At 59.6% G+C, this 13,906-nt stretch carries 12 protein-coding genes and 3 pseudogenes; 11 read left to right on the top strand and 4 right to left on the bottom strand.

The window, feature by feature from the left end; genetic code table 11:
* The first annotated feature begins 165 nt into the window (after positions 1 to 165).
* The 4 genes and pseudogenes from AC3CB8_RS30145 (at position 166) to AC3CB8_RS30160 (ending at position 4,729) form a co-directional block, all read left to right on the top strand.
* Positions 166 to 1,572 (top strand): amidase family protein, encoded by a 1,407-nt coding sequence (locus AC3CB8_RS30145; protein ID WP_352726850.1) that lies wholly within the window; start codon positions 166 to 168, stop codon positions 1,570 to 1,572.
* Positions 1,573 to 1,938: 366 nt separating this feature from the next.
* Entirely contained in the window at positions 1,939 to 2,499 is a 561-nt protein-coding gene (locus tag AC3CB8_RS30150; RefSeq protein ID WP_352726848.1) for a GNAT family N-acetyltransferase, read from the top strand.
* Positions 2,500 to 2,870: 371 nt separating this feature from the next.
* Positions 2,871 to 2,996, top strand: a pseudogene (locus AC3CB8_RS30155) (IS66-like element accessory protein TnpA); the annotation flags it as partial.
* A gap of 980 nt (positions 2,997 to 3,976) precedes the next feature.
* A complete protein-coding gene (locus tag AC3CB8_RS30160) occupies positions 3,977 to 4,729 on the top strand; it encodes a hypothetical protein (RefSeq protein ID WP_352726846.1) in 753 nt (250 codons plus the stop codon).
* A 513-nt stretch (positions 4,730 to 5,242) separates the two neighbouring features.
* Here the strand turns inward: AC3CB8_RS30160 and AC3CB8_RS30165 are convergent.
* Complete coding sequence (locus AC3CB8_RS30165) at positions 5,243 to 5,524, bottom strand: hypothetical protein (protein ID WP_352726844.1); 282 nt, start codon at positions 5,522 to 5,524, stop codon at positions 5,243 to 5,245.
* Positions 5,521 to 6,615: pseudogene (locus AC3CB8_RS30170) on the bottom strand (acyltransferase family protein). Before AC3CB8_RS30170 ends, AC3CB8_RS30165 begins: the two are co-directional and overlap by 4 nt.
* Positions 6,616 to 6,657: 42 nt before the next feature.
* Here AC3CB8_RS30170 and AC3CB8_RS30175 point away from each other — a divergent pair.
* From AC3CB8_RS30175 to AC3CB8_RS30185, 3 genes are read left to right on the top strand one after another with little or no spacing between them, the layout of a single operon-like run.
* Positions 6,658 to 7,248 carry a hypothetical protein gene (locus tag AC3CB8_RS30175; protein ID WP_488377381.1) on the top strand — a complete coding sequence of 197 codons (591 nt, stop codon included), beginning with the start codon at positions 6,658 to 6,660 and terminating at the stop codon, positions 7,246 to 7,248.
* A 58-nt stretch (positions 7,249 to 7,306) separates the two neighbouring features.
* Positions 7,307 to 7,816 carry a hypothetical protein gene (locus AC3CB8_RS30180; RefSeq protein ID WP_352726839.1) on the top strand — a complete coding sequence of 170 codons (510 nt, stop codon included), beginning with the start codon at positions 7,307 to 7,309 and terminating at the stop codon, positions 7,814 to 7,816.
* Between the two features lies 1 nt (position 7,817).
* A complete protein-coding gene (locus AC3CB8_RS30185; RefSeq protein WP_352726837.1) occupies positions 7,818 to 8,516 on the top strand; it encodes a transglycosylase SLT domain-containing protein in 699 nt (232 codons plus the stop codon).
* Between the two features lie 41 nt (positions 8,517 to 8,557).
* Here the strand turns inward: AC3CB8_RS30185 and AC3CB8_RS30190 are convergent, their stop codons facing one another.
* Both AC3CB8_RS30190 and AC3CB8_RS30195 read right to left on the bottom strand, forming a co-directional pair.
* Complete coding sequence (locus AC3CB8_RS30190) at positions 8,558 to 8,890, bottom strand: hypothetical protein (protein WP_352493588.1); 333 nt, start codon at positions 8,888 to 8,890, stop codon at positions 8,558 to 8,560.
* Positions 8,891 to 9,034: 144 nt separating this feature from the next.
* Positions 9,035 to 9,487 carry a helix-turn-helix domain-containing protein gene (locus AC3CB8_RS30195; RefSeq protein WP_352726834.1) on the bottom strand — a complete coding sequence of 151 codons (453 nt, stop codon included), beginning with the start codon at positions 9,485 to 9,487 and terminating at the stop codon, positions 9,035 to 9,037.
* A 641-nt stretch (positions 9,488 to 10,128) separates the two neighbouring features.
* Here AC3CB8_RS30195 and AC3CB8_RS30200 point away from each other — a divergent pair.
* The 4 genes and pseudogenes from AC3CB8_RS30200 (at position 10,129) to AC3CB8_RS30215 (ending at position 13,878) form a co-directional block, all read left to right on the top strand.
* Positions 10,129 to 10,470, top strand: a complete 342-nt coding sequence (locus AC3CB8_RS30200; RefSeq protein WP_352726832.1) for a hypothetical protein — start codon at positions 10,129 to 10,131, stop codon at positions 10,468 to 10,470.
* Between the two features lie 627 nt (positions 10,471 to 11,097).
* Positions 11,098 to 11,850 carry a DUF7146 domain-containing protein gene (locus tag AC3CB8_RS30205; RefSeq protein ID WP_352726830.1) on the top strand — a complete coding sequence of 251 codons (753 nt, stop codon included), beginning with the start codon at positions 11,098 to 11,100 and terminating at the stop codon, positions 11,848 to 11,850.
* A gap of 375 nt (positions 11,851 to 12,225) precedes the next feature.
* A pseudogene (locus AC3CB8_RS30210) lies at positions 12,226 to 12,600 on the top strand (NAD(P)H-dependent oxidoreductase); the annotation flags it as partial.
* 345 nt (positions 12,601 to 12,945) lie between these two features.
* Complete coding sequence (locus tag AC3CB8_RS30215) at positions 12,946 to 13,878, top strand: TauD/TfdA dioxygenase family protein (RefSeq protein WP_352726869.1); 933 nt, start codon at positions 12,946 to 12,948, stop codon at positions 13,876 to 13,878.
* The last annotated feature ends 28 nt before the right edge of the window (positions 13,879 to 13,906 follow it).

Here is a 13,906-nt window from a genome sequence, read left to right on the forward strand (position 1 = left end):
CATGATTAAGGACCTAAACGCGTGGCAATTCATTGCATGACGTTGGACGTCAGGCGCAGATAAGGCAGCATATGTAGTGATTGTCGATACAAACTGCCCGCTTATCTCACTATTAGGGCCAGCTGCGGCAGAAATCGACGTTACTCGTTGAAAATGGATTTTCGCATGGACTCTCAGACTATCGGCTTTATGCCAGCTGTCGAGCTGGCCGAGCTGATCCGCACCAAGAAGATTTCGCCAGTCGAGTACATTCGCACCCTCCTGGCCCGCATTGCCGAGCTGGAGCCCAAGGTAAACGCCTTCGCATACCTCGCCGCAGATCGCGCAATGAATGATGCGAAAAAGGCGGAAGCTGCGGTGATGAGCGGTGTGCGAATTGGTCGGTTGCACGGCGTTCCCGTCACGATCAAAGACCATTCGATCACCAAGGACATGCCGACACAGTACGGCAGCAAGATCTTCGCCGGCGATCAGCCGACGGAGGATGCGCCGCTCGTGCAACGCCTACGGGACGAGGGCGCAATCATCATCGGCAAAACTACCGTGCCGGAGTTAGGCTGGACGGGCGTCTCGCGCAGCCCACTTACCGGCATCACCAGCAACCCATGGATGCTTGGTTATAATGCCGGCGCGTCCTCAGCCGGCGCGGGCGCCGCCGCAGCGGCAGGCTATGGGCCGCTGCACCAGGGTAGTGACGGAGCGGGATCGATTCGCATGCCCGCGCATTTCAGCGGTGTATTCGGACTCAAGCCCAGCTTCGGGCGCGTACCCAATTATCCAGTCCCTCAAAGTGACATGACGACACATTACGGGCCGATCACACGCACCGTCGCCGACAGCGCACTGATGCTTGAGGTCATGGCCGGTCCGCATTTTCTCGACCATACGTCTCTCGAGGCGGAGCCCGCCAACTACATCAATCGGCTGCGCGACGGCGTGAAAGGCAAGCGCATCGCCTATAGTCCGAATCTAGGTGTCGCCCGCGTGGATCCGGAAGTCACGGAGCTAGTGAAGGCCGCTGTGGCGCGCTTTATGGAAATTGGTGCAATCGTCGAGGAAGTACCCACCCCGTGGGCGAAGGATGGACCGGAACTGATCCGTTTCTTCTGGTCCGCGCATTTGACCGGCTTCGCACAGTACCTTCCGAAATGGGGGCCGGAGATGGATCCTGGGCTCGTCGCCTGCATCAAGCATTCAGAGAATGTCTCCTTCGCGCGCTACCAAGAGATGCGCAAGCGGAAGATGCTCTACGTCGCGAACATCCACCGCTGGTTCCAAGATTGGGACTTCCTATTGACACCATCCGCTTCAGTTGCCGCTTTCCCGGCCGAGAAGCTGATGCCCGATCATTGGCCGATGCATCCTTGGGACTGGATCATGTGGGCGGAGTTCTCCTACCCATTCAACATGTCCTGGAATCCGGCCGCAAGCGTACCATGCGGCTTTACTCCGGCGGGGTTGCCTGTCGGACTGCAGATCGTTGGCAAACGCTTTGACGATGTGGGCGTGCTGCAGGCTGCAGCGGCATTTGAACAGCTGCAGCCATGGGCAGACAAGCGCCCGCGGCTCTGATCAGACTTCGCAACACGTCGAGATCTAACCAGGTGCCGTGACTCTAGCGGAACTGACGCATTGAGTTTACCAAGAAGCCGAGACCGTTGCTCCCGTGGACACAAGGCTCTTCAAAGGCGTGCTTCCTTTGCAAGGATATCGGAGACAGACAAGCTGGCCTGCCTCGAGAGGCAAATAGTCATCCTGCAGGAGGAGCGAATACCGAGTCCATAACTCGGCAACCTTAGGCATTTCTCGGAGCTAGGCAATCGACTGTCGAGAACGACGGACATGGGTCTTGGGCAAGGTCGTGCGGCGGCGTCGAACGAGTGCGGCTCCTCAACTGGAGCGGGTGCTCGACTTTTTCAGCGGGCGGGGAGGCTATTAATGGAGTCGCGGACAAAACGCCTGCTGCTGCGCGAATGGAAGGACGAAGACATCGAACCAGTGGCTCGAATGAATGACGATCCCAGAGTTGTAAGATACCTCGCAAGACTGGCCGATCGGAATGCGATTGAGGTATGGATAAATGCCCAACGTGAGCATTTCAAAACACACGGATATGGCCTCTGGGCACTCGAGCGTTTGGATGTTGCCGGGTCGATCGGCTTCTGTGGTCTCATCAACGTTCCCTATCAAGCGCATTTCACACCGGCGGTTGAAATCGTTTGGAGGCTGCATCCGGATTGGTGGGGACGTGGATATGCAATCGAAGCCGCCGTTGCCGCTCTTGCCTTTGGGTTCCAGAATCTAATGTTGACCCAAGTCGTCGCAAATGCCGCAGTGGACAACGTCGCCTCGCGAGGGCTTATGGAACGCATTGGCATGTCCCATGATCCAAAGGACGACTTCGATCATCCATTCAAGGCTGTCGGTGATCCCTTGCGACGCCAAGTCCTTTACAGGCTCACGTATCAAGATTGGCGCCAAAAACTTGCTGGCTTATAGCCAAGCATGAAGAAATGTTCCGCGAGACGATCCATCGCGCCACCGAGTGCACCGCTACGCAGGCGCTTGAGCACACTGCGATACGAAAAATAGAAGTCGAGCATCCTGCCCCTCCAGCAGACGCAGCCTGTCGACTTCCGGCGCGGCATGAATGGCCTGGTGGCATTGGTGGCGTCAGCGCTTGCGGCTGATCCTTATTTATGTGTCGGGCGAGATTTGTGTGGCGGAGCTGCGCACACGCCCGCTAGGCCTGCCAAGTCTGCAATCCTCCGCCGCATAACATTTCATGCTTCTCTGACGGACGCGGGATTCCCCTGCGCCGCAATGGACGAACTCTGACGGGCCGCTCCATCACCAACCACCGTCCGTTGGATGTCGCGCCCGGTGCCGCTGGTCGAATCGAGATCGAGATTGCCGGCGCGCGCCTGACCGTGATCGGCTCGGTGGCTCCCGAGTTGGCGCAAGCGGTAGTAGCGGCGTTGCGAGGTCGCGGGTGATCGGTCTTTCGCCGAATGGCGTAAAGATATGGTGGCGGTTGGGGCGTCAATCGCGGTTTGCTGAATGTCTGGCGCCGCGAAGCCGGGCTGACCTCTCGACGATTCGCCAAGGCCTGCGCGCAGGCAATTCGTGCCGGTGGCCGGGCAACAGCCGAGATGTTCACTCCGGGTTCAGCGCTCTCCGCAAGGATCCGCACCTTCTCCTCGTCACTTCAATTCCGCCGCTGCCGCCGACCGGTGATCACCTCGATCCGACGATATTTTCCCTCATGCATGCCTTCATCCATGACTTCAAGCATGGCCTCAGCGCGATCTCCACCCATCCCGTTCCCCTCCTATCGAGAAGGAGCTTATCTCGCGGCCTCCATCACAAGGTGGGCGTTCGTCGCGCTCACGATTCATCACCGACAAGATCGGCCTCAGGCAGCCCTCGGTGACCTCGCACATGCAGGTCCTCGCGAAGGCGGTGCTGGTCACCTCCAAGAAGATGAGAATTGGGTCTACTACCGGCCCAAACGACGCTGCGATTGAGCGCTTCCTTGATGATATAAGCCGCGTTCTACGCCGCCCCTAACAAAGCAGCCGTCGCGCAACTCGGGCGCGGATCCGGATACGAGCACCCTCCTCCCCTCGGGGGATATGGGTCAGAGACACTTGCACAGCGATTTGCAAGATAGTTTACTGACTCAATGAATCTGAAGCGGAGTGATCCATGGGGAACCAGCAATCAACTTTTGCTTCGTGCACCTATCGCGGCGTCGACGGCTGCGACCCGGGCCAGACCGCGACGCTGGGAAAGCAGGCGTTGCTTTGTGGCGTTATCGCCATGGCATGGCTCGTAACCGCCACCTTGAAAGAATGGCTTGTCTGCTTGCCGGTCCGGAAAGACGCAGCTGTCATCGTCGCGCGTTGTGCAACCAGCGAAATGGCCGACGTCGCCGGCGAAAGGCTGAAAGCAGGCGTAGCCGTCACCCTCCCAGATGATCTCGATCGCCGCATCCCCCCTCAACGCCCAGATCGAGCGTCAGGCTCGCAAAACCCATCGCGGCATTTTGGTCCAGCACCTTCCAGATGCCTTGGCTTCACCGGAAATTCTCACCTGCAAACCCATGACCCCCGAGCACGATATGCGTTCTTTTCGTCACATTCTCCACCTCGTAGCATCCGCGGCCTTGCTCGCCGGTTGCGCCGAGCGAGTGCCGGATGCTTCACCTTCGGCCGGCCCCGTTTCGGCTACGGACTCCTATTGGAAGCCTGATCGGGTCAGTCGCAGCCGGCAAGAATATGCGCCAGACTGGGGGCGATTCCCGCCGGTCATTACCCGGCGAGCCGGCTACCCAACCGAAGCTCAGGCGAATAACGCCCTGCGCCGCTCGCATTGGAGCTCCGTGCCTGTGCGCACGCTCATCACCAAGGAAGGCGTCAAGACGATCTCCGTCCCCGCGGAAGCCCCGGACACGATCGCTGCAGGCGTTCGCGTCTTTGCCTGCCGACCCGGAGCGCTCAACGGCTATACTGGCCGCGTGCAATTTTACGACGGCCCCGTCGTCGCCTGCGCTTCCGACCTCCTGTCTGCCGATGGTCGCGTGCTCGCCCGAGTACCCCTCAATTTCTACTACTGGCAGAAGGCTTGGCGCGTCCAAGACCCGAGGCCGTCCTACAAGTCTGTCCCGTGGGCTTACCAGGAACCCTCGCCGCCCAAGAGCAAGGGATGGTTCGGTGACCGCTACTAAGCGGCGGCAGTCACACTGCCGCGTGTCGGCTGGCCAGATGCGCACAGAAGCCGACGGCCAAACCAACGGCGCCGGCGTCGGCAAGATTGTCCGCAGGTGTATGAGAGATACGCTGCGAGCGGCTTTTACGACGCTCCGGATGTGTCGTCACGCAGCGCCACCGCGTCTCTTCGTGCAGATCCCAGTACGAAGATTGCGACGACCGTCTTCGGCGACTTCGAGCGTATTGCGTGTGGTCGCGCCAGCAGTCATGGCGACCTTCACGCATGGAGGCCGCATCGCTCACCTCCGGCCGAAAGATCATGCTTCCCTATGCGAGACCGATCCTGTCGTTCGGCCAAAGCGTTTTGCAAGGCTTTCGTTCAATCTCTTTCCTGGCGAAATCATTGTCAGTGCATGGCATTGCTGACGGTCGTCCACGAAGATCAAACTGCGGATATTGTGCATTCAGCATTCCGGGGATCGAGCGGCAGGCCGCACAGCCCCCAACATGTGGCTACTTCGCGGTCGAAGTCATCTACCGGTCAGGTTCTGCTCTTCTGCTGGGAGCTCGCTTCGCACAAACACGTCCAGCACTTGCGCGATATCGACCCCTGACGGCGATCCGTTGCGCACCATACCCCTCGATACCGCCGAGCGCATGGGTCCAATGACGCAGCATGCCGCGACGAGCGCTGCCACGGCATCGCCGTCGGTCCCTCCTTTCAATAGCTGCTCCGCCAGCGCCTCCCTCCCTCGCGGAATTTGATCGACATCTTCACCACCGAGCGACCACTGACGATTTTCTCCCGTCACGGCGACACCTCCCGGACTGTTCGATTTGACCATTGGCAGCCGAGCTGGCGGAGCGGATCTCCGATTGCCACCATCAGCACATGAGACAGCCCGATCGCGACTGCGATCGAGAGCGTTGCCGTCGCCGGAGCGTCCAGGAATTGGCCAAGCGACCAGTTGAACAGCGCCAGCACCGGCAGATGGATCAGATAGAGGGCATAGGAGATGCCTCCCAAACGGCGCAGCATCCGCCCCGGCCAGTTCACAGAATCATCCCGCAAGGTCGCCCTTGTCACGATCCACCCGCACATCAGCGCCAGCACGGCGGTCGCCACGCTATGCATCGCCGGCGGCAAGATCGCCAACATGAAGGCCGCGATCGACATCCAGAACGTCGCTTCCATGTTGCCGATCACCCGCAGGTGTTCCGCCAGACGGGGCCATGCGCTTGTGCCCATGGTTGCTCCGATCGCCAGCCCGACCGCGATTGCATCGATGCGGAACGTCCAAAGCGTCCCGCCCAAGGGCCGCAGCGTGAACGTCCCGACCACGAGAACGAGTCCGGCCAGCGCGACGAGCGCCCGCCGCGGTAGCAAGAACACCAGGAGCGGAGCCACTAGATAAAATTGCATCTCGGCGGCAATCGACCAGAATGGCCCAAACGCAAAGGCGTTCCCGCATCCTGTGGCGCCCCCGAAACAGGGCGCCCAGTGCGCATTCTAGATGAAGGCGAATGCCGCCTTCGCGTCTGCAGGCTCAACGCCGCTTCCCGGGATGATCAACCCGATCGAGAGGATGGCGCCGACGCACCAGGCCAGCGGCACGATCCGCATAGCACGCCTGACATAGAAGGCGGAGGCCGCCTCGAGCGCACCGCGCTCGAGGCGCAGGCTTCGCAATGAGCGTTCCACCACAATGCCGGAAATCACAAAGAACAGGTCGACCCCGACGCTCCACGCCGGCGCAAACAGCAGAGCGGCGACCGTCCCGCCTTGTCCGAAGACCGGCCCGACATGCGACAGCACCACCAGCCCGATCGCCAGGCCTCGCAATTCATCCAGCCCCGATGGGCGGGCTTTTCGTTCCATCCAAATATCACGCTCGACAATCATCACAACATTGATTTAATCATAGGGCAACAAGCGAGGCAAGGAATGCATGGACGCCTGACATTTGTCGCAGTCGCGGCTGCCCTTACATTGGCGCCCCACACTTCGGCCCAGTCGCTCACGCATGATCCGAACGCCTGGCGGGCCGTCGCCTATGCCGATCTCGAGCTCCCGAACTCGGAAGCCGTGCCCTACGCCTCCCTATGGGCCGACCGACTGAAGAAGAACAACGACGCCTACGTGGCCAAGGGCGATACGCGCTTTGCTTTCGCCAACGCGCCGGCTTCCGAGAGTCACATCGTCGTTCGCAGCCCGACCAAAACCGTCGTCCTCTCGGTCCTGCACACGCTCACCGGCTGCTCGCCGATCCGCACCGACCCTGTCGGCAATGCCATACTGAAACGATGCCCCATGCGCTTGGCGATCTACCAGAACGGCCGATCAACGGTCGCTGACGCTGGCTCCGGCTGTTTCATCGAATATGGCGCGCAACCGAATAACGTCCGCCCCGACCTCGCTCGGAATGGTGCGATGGGTGCATATGATGTTCAGGCCAAAAGCATTCGCGCCGGCATCGTATTTCAAGGTGAAATCGCCCAGGAATGCCAATTCCGGGTCCCTGTCCCGCAACCCTAGAGGAAGCAGCCCACGCCGTTGTGTTTCGGCAACCTCGACATCCCCAAGGAGCGCAATCATGATCGGCACGAAGAACCTGACGTTATTCAGGACACCAGCCAGCCACCGGCCATCGCCAACGGATCAATGCTTCCCTGACGGCGCGCGATGCGCGGCCTTGACCGCGGCTCCTGCCGGCGGCCACGGCGGAATGATGTTCCGGAGATCTGCCATGGCCAGCCGGACAATCTTAGCGACACTAGCCGTCTTGATCTCGCCGGCAATCGCGCAAGCACTTGATCCGCTCAAGGCTCCGCAGGGATCATATGTAGCGTCCACGCACACTTGTGCCGATCTCGACCAAGGCGTCGGCGCTCTCGAACTTGCCGAGTTCGACGGCGACGCAATCACCGTCGGCGCAAGCACCTGCAAGATAGCAGGCACCCGTCATGCAGACGATGCGTTCCAAGCCTCATGTACCGAGCGTGGCAGCAGCTCCCCGGTCATCAAGCCGATGAAGATTACGCGCCCATCCAGCGACGCGCTCTCCATCAATGGCACCATCTATAATTTCTGCCCGGGGAAGTAAGATGCTGCGTCCCTTCCCAATACTCCTTTCCGCGCTCCTGGTCGTTGGACAAGCGCCTGTTTCGCAAGCGAATTCTTTTGACCATGATGCAAATTCTTGCGACCTCAATGACAACACAACCTTGCGTTCCCTTTGTACGAACGGAGCGGGTCTGCCGAGCTATCCGCCCACGCAAGAGATGATGGAGCGCAGCCCGAACATCGCCAATATGATTGTCGACGCCGCCAACAAGTATGGCGTTGATCCCAAGCTCGCTCTTGCCGTGTCCGCTCACGAAGGCGCGATGTCAGCATGTGCCGGCTCCTTCAGTGGCGTTCTTGGACCGATGCAGCTTACGGGGGCGACCGGCCGGGCCTACGGAATGGATCGGGGCATCTTGTCCGAAAACATTGAAGGCGGCGTACTGACGCTTCGCGATGCCGTCAAATCGTGCGGCGGCACGTCAAGCATTCGCTGCCTCGCCGATCTTTACAACGGCAGCACTGAAAGCCAGCGCCGTAACTGGACGAACGACGTAAACCGCCGCTATGCCGCCCTCAATTCGGCCGGCCAATCCATTCCTCAGGGATGCGGCGCGCAAGCGGTCTGCCAAATGGGACCAGGCGACTTTCCGACGCCCAAGGGTGGTGACACAAAACTCGCTTCATCCGCTCCCGGTCCCGCCGGCAGCGACATCAACGTTGCCCCTGGTCAGGTGTGACGCCGTCTCCCCATTGCCATGCCCCCGTCGGCCCGCCGCCTTCAATGGGAGAGATTGCGCGACGAGAGCTTTACAAATCCCCGTTTCAGATGGCTTGCCAACTCCTGGCGCACATCATCAGGCCATTGCTCCATCACAACGCAGTTCACTTCGGCCGCAACCAGCGACCAGTACAGCAGATCCGCGTATTGTCCTTCGAACAGAGCCGCCACGATGAACTGTCCGATCACCAAGGTGATCGTCTCGGGCTTGCCTTTCTTCCGCAGAAATTCCGAAACCTCTTCCACCCATGGTTTCGGGTGGCAATCGACAAACGCCGCCACTTCCTTATAGAGCGCATTGTCTCCTGCGACTTGCCAGATATTCGCTTGCATCCTGAACCCTTCAGCAAAATGATGCCTTTGTATCGACGCTGGCGGATTTCTTGGTGCGAGTCAAAGAAATATACAATAGATTTTCTGCCAATCGTAGCAAATGAATCTACGCTGGTAGTTTAGCAGCTTCTACTTTTCTTGTATCTACTGGTTTGCCCTGCGTCCCTTTTTGGCCGGAGGCAGCCGCTTCTTCTCGGAGGTTGCCCCAGCGGGGCTGGCTGCCTCTTTCAAAGAAGGTACACCACTGAACTCCGTCATCGAGCGCTTCACAGCACGCGTGGCCTCAATATGCCGCGCAATCTCGTTGAAGTTGAAGCCGAACGTCTCGATGTCCCGCTTGACGCTGTCGTCGTCACCAGTCCGACCAATGAGCGCCCACACCGGAACCTTCAGGTGCCGTGCCAGCCGCTCCAGGGTGACGAATGTCGGGTTCCCCTTCCCCGTCCGCAACTGGTAGAGCGTGCCGCGCGATAGCCCCGTAGCGTCGGCAAAACTCGCATAGTCCGGGTACTCGTTCTCGATTTGGCGAAGTCGCAGCGCGAGTAGGATCGAAAGCCAACCGTCGCTGTCTTCTGTCTTGTTTTTAAATATCGGCACAGATGCCCCCCTGCTTATCGGTCGGAATATGACGGCCATTTTTTGCAGAATGTCTAGTGCTTAGGGCTTGTAGCCGAAATGATCACTCATCGCCCTATCAAAGTGTCTCGGCACCTCCCCATACTCCCGCAAAGTGACGACGTACAGCTTTTGACGCGTCAAATCGTTCCAGATGCGCGATAGCATTTGACGACCTGACATGCCCTGTTGAAAATGAATAATTAAAAGAATTCGGTTTGGATGTCCTGGTCCTCTGACTAATGAATGTCGTGTGCCACCTCATCCGGAGGGACAACCCTGATCTCTGCCCTCGCGGCAGGCAGGCCCTGCAATCGTTGCCCGATACCACTTCGAATGACCTGGTTCAGGTCGACCACAAGCGAGACTTCGACGCCGGTGGTTCTGGCGATTACGCTCTGAGACGGGGCCGCAGCTTGCCCCGGAACCAATCTCTATGCCTGTTCGAGATGGAAATGGCGCCGGGTAATACTCTGAAGCCGATACCGCCAAAAACGGCACCTTGCCCCGGCCGTCGAAAAGCGCTTGATCCATAGGGGGCCATCCTATCTCTATTGATCATTATAATGACCGTCAATCTGTGATATTATAATGATCAACATCGAAATAGGAGACTCGCCGTCATGTTGATAAGGTTCGCGTTCGCAATTTTCGCCGGCGGCGTGCTCGCTTTCTTCGCCCTGCCCGATCAGGAAGCCGGCCTTCGCATGCTCAGCTTTTCCACTGCTTTCTTGATCCTGTCCCTCGCCGTCGTCTGTGTCATCGAATTTCTAACCCGCAGTATCGGACGTCATCGTCTTCGCTCGTCGGTACAACTGTCGCGCTGTGATGACGATCTTCCTTTGCATGACGCTGCAAAGTTCGAGCGCTCCGCTTGGTCAACGTCCGGCGTCAACCCCCAGGATCCGAAACTGGCCTGGCAGTACCGCGTCAACGATCAGCGCCTTGGCCGCTTCAAACTCTAACAGGCTCTCCTTGCCAGGGTCTGCTCAATCACGCACACAGACGATCCTGCTATTCCGCCAGGTCTGTGATCTCCTGATACGATAGCCCCAAATGATTCGAGGCTTGCGCAAGGCAGCGTCCCGAATTCCCAAAAGGCCCGGACCGAGACGCCCGGGAACGCCGCCAATGTGCCGATCGTCTGAAGGTCGGGTTGCGCGCCTGCTGCGCAAACATCACCATGCTGCGGTTCGCGCGCAAATGGTTCTCGTAATTACCTCATGCAGCGGCTTCTGGTCGCCAACCTCGAGTGTTTTCGAATCGCGCTTTCAGCGATGCAGGCTTGGGCTACCTGGCCGAGGCGACCCTGCCGTCAGGACGGCTAAGTCCTGGCCCTTGAAACGCCCCGGCTATTTCGCCGGGATTGTTTGACGCGCTATTCGATTATTCTATTGATTCGATAACGGCTTGGCGGCATTGTCAGGTCCATGACAAAGGTGTCGTGGCCAAACGCTGCGCAGGTATATCGCGCTTTAGGAGGGTTTCCGGCGCGCGGGAGCTACTTGTGCCGTTGCCCAGTACCAAGTCACGGGCAAGGGAAAGGCGACCGCCATCCCTCCCTCTCTGTTCGTGACGGGGATTGTCGTCTTATGCTGTACTGCTTTGCAGGCTGCGATCCGGTCGACATCGAGACCGCCATTGCGGACCTGGATTTGTCGAAGCGCGCGGCCGAGCCTCTGCGTCGTGTTCGTCCGGCGGCGCCCAAAACCACGGCAGCGGACGCGCTCGCGCTCTGGTCGAGAGCGATTGCGCTCGCCGGCACGCACGGCGAAGCTTATCTTGCCTCTCGCCGTCTGCCGGCGACGTTGCCAACTTTGCGCTTTCTGCCGGGTTATCGGTTGGGAAAGAACCGCTTTCCCGCGCTGGTGGCTGCTCTGCAGGCCCCAGACCGTTCGATCTGTTCGGTGCAGCTCACCCTCTTGCACCCGACACGACCAGAAAAGGCGGCGCTGGACGAGCCACGCCGCATCATCGGCCCGAGCCGGGGCTTTGCCTTGCGGCTCGCCCCAGCGGCCGACGTCCTTGGTATTGCCGAAGGCTATGAGACCGGCCATGCCGTAATGCTGCGACACGGCTTGCCCGTCTGGTGCTCACTGGGAGCACCACGTTTGCCATTTCTTCAGCTGCCCGAATCCGTACAGCGGATCGTCGTCTTCGCCGATCCGGACAAGCCCGGCCTCAGCGCGGCCGAACGCGTTCGCGAAGCCAACCCTGAGCGCCAGGTCCTCATTCACAGACCGCCCGACGACCGGGATTTCGCGAAGCTGTGGGAGGACGATCCGACGCCCGAGACCCTACCCTTGGATCTTCTGCTGCGCGAAACACTCAACACAGACACCTGAGCCCCTCGGCGGCCAGCTTGGCCATCAACTTTGATCACAAATTGGGCACCACTTGTTCTGGCGAAGGGTGCCTTCGAGCATCTAGAACCGGCACCAGGTGCGCGCCTATCTCTACTCGACACCCAAGCCTTGGCTTCAGAAGACCAGCGCCGAAGTCTTCCGTCAAAGGATACTGTCGAGCACTCGGTGAAGGCGCTAACCCGCCTCGCTGCACAGTCGCTCAAGGAGAACTCACAAACGCCAAAAGCGGAGGAAGGGAATTTTACAAGCCGCCACAATACGCAATTCTCTTTCTCTATAGATTTTATATACATAACTATTCTGTCCCCTCGTCGTGGCTGCGGCCCGCAGTTTCAAGGAGAGGGACAGGACCAAATGACCAGACCCGCAATCGTCGGATTTTCCGGCAGTTTCAGTTCTCCTTCCCGCACGCGCGCTTTGGTCGAAGAGATAGCGAGGCGAACGGCGCACCAATATGAGAGAAGCTTCGAGGTCATGGATATTGGCCAGTTCCTGCCTTCGCTCGGCGCCGCGCACCGCCTCTCCGATCTGGACACGAAGGCAAGGAGACTTGTCGACCATCTCCTGCAAGCCGAAGCACTGATCGTCGCAAGCCCGGTCTACAAAGGTAGTTACGCTGGCCTCTTCAAGCATTTCATCGATCTGCTGGAGCCCACCGCCTTCATAGGCAAACCGGTACTTCTGGCCGCGACCGGCGGCGGAGACCGACACGCGTTGATTGTCGAGCATCAGCTACGGCCGCTCTTCGGGTTCTTCGAGGCACGAACGCTGGCGACACGGATCATGCTTCAGAGCGCGACTTCGTCGACCAAACCTCCGTATCCCCGACACTGGCCGATCGGCTCGATCGTGCGATCGGGCAATTCGCGCCCTATCTGGCCTCGCGAACTCGAGACCAGTTGGTTTCGGATTCCGACGTGCCTCAGGCGGACATTGCTATCGCCCGCGGGCAGTGGCGCGCTTCGAACCGGGTTTCTAACGCAAATCTCGGCTGAAGCGCCTCCTCCAGCCCTGTCTAGATCTTCGAGAAATCGTCAGCCGCCGCCACAAACTCAATCCGCCTGGAGACTACCCATGACCAAGCCTGCTTTCATTGATGCAACCATTCCGGAAGGCGATGTTGCTCCCCTCACAGCACGCGTCGGCGCAGAGATAAGCAACGTTCGTCTATCCGGTGATCTACCCCATGCTGTTGTGGTGGCGATCAACCAGCTTCTCCTGCGCCACAAGGTCGTGTTCTTCCGCGACCAGGGGCATCTTGACGATGCCGAGCAGGAGCGTTTCGCCCAGCGGCTCGGCGATTTGGTACCGCATCCGACCCAGGGGCCAATCGTCGGTACGGCCTCAATCCTCGAACTCGATTCAAGTCGCGGCGGCGGGCGCGCCGATCAGTGGCACACAGACGTTACGTTCGTCGACGCCTATCCAAAATTCTCGGTCCTGCGCGGCGTGGTCATTCCGTCGGCCGGCGGCGACACGATTTGGTCGAATACCGCCGCCGCCTACGAGACTTTGCCGCCAGCGCTCAAGCGCCTCGCCGACGATCTTTGGGCGATCCACAGCAACGCCTATGACTACGCCGCGGTGAGACCTCGGGCGACCGAAGCCGAAACAAAACACTTCGACGAGGTGTTTACTTCGACGATCTACGAGACCGAGCATCCGGTTGTGCGGGTTCATCCGGAGACCGGTGAGCGCACCCTCCTACTCGGCAACTTCGTGCAGCGGTTCGTCGGCCTGTCCAGAAGCGATTTCCACCGGGTCTACGAGTTGTTCCAATCCTACGTTACCGCACCGGAGAACACCGCTCGCTGGCGTTGGCAGCAGGGTGATGTGGCGATCTGGGACAACCGCGCCACGCAGCACTACGCCGTCAACGACTACGGCGTTCAGCGCCGGGTCGTCCACCGCGCCACTGTCGACGGTGACGTGCCGGTCGCGGTCGACGGACGACGCAGCGTCTCCCGCACCAAGGCAGCCAAGCCGGCGAGGATCAAGGCGGCCTGAACACGAGGGAACGTCTCTTCAACTGATG

It is taken from the genome of Mesorhizobium sp. P160927 (assembly GCF_057766385.1).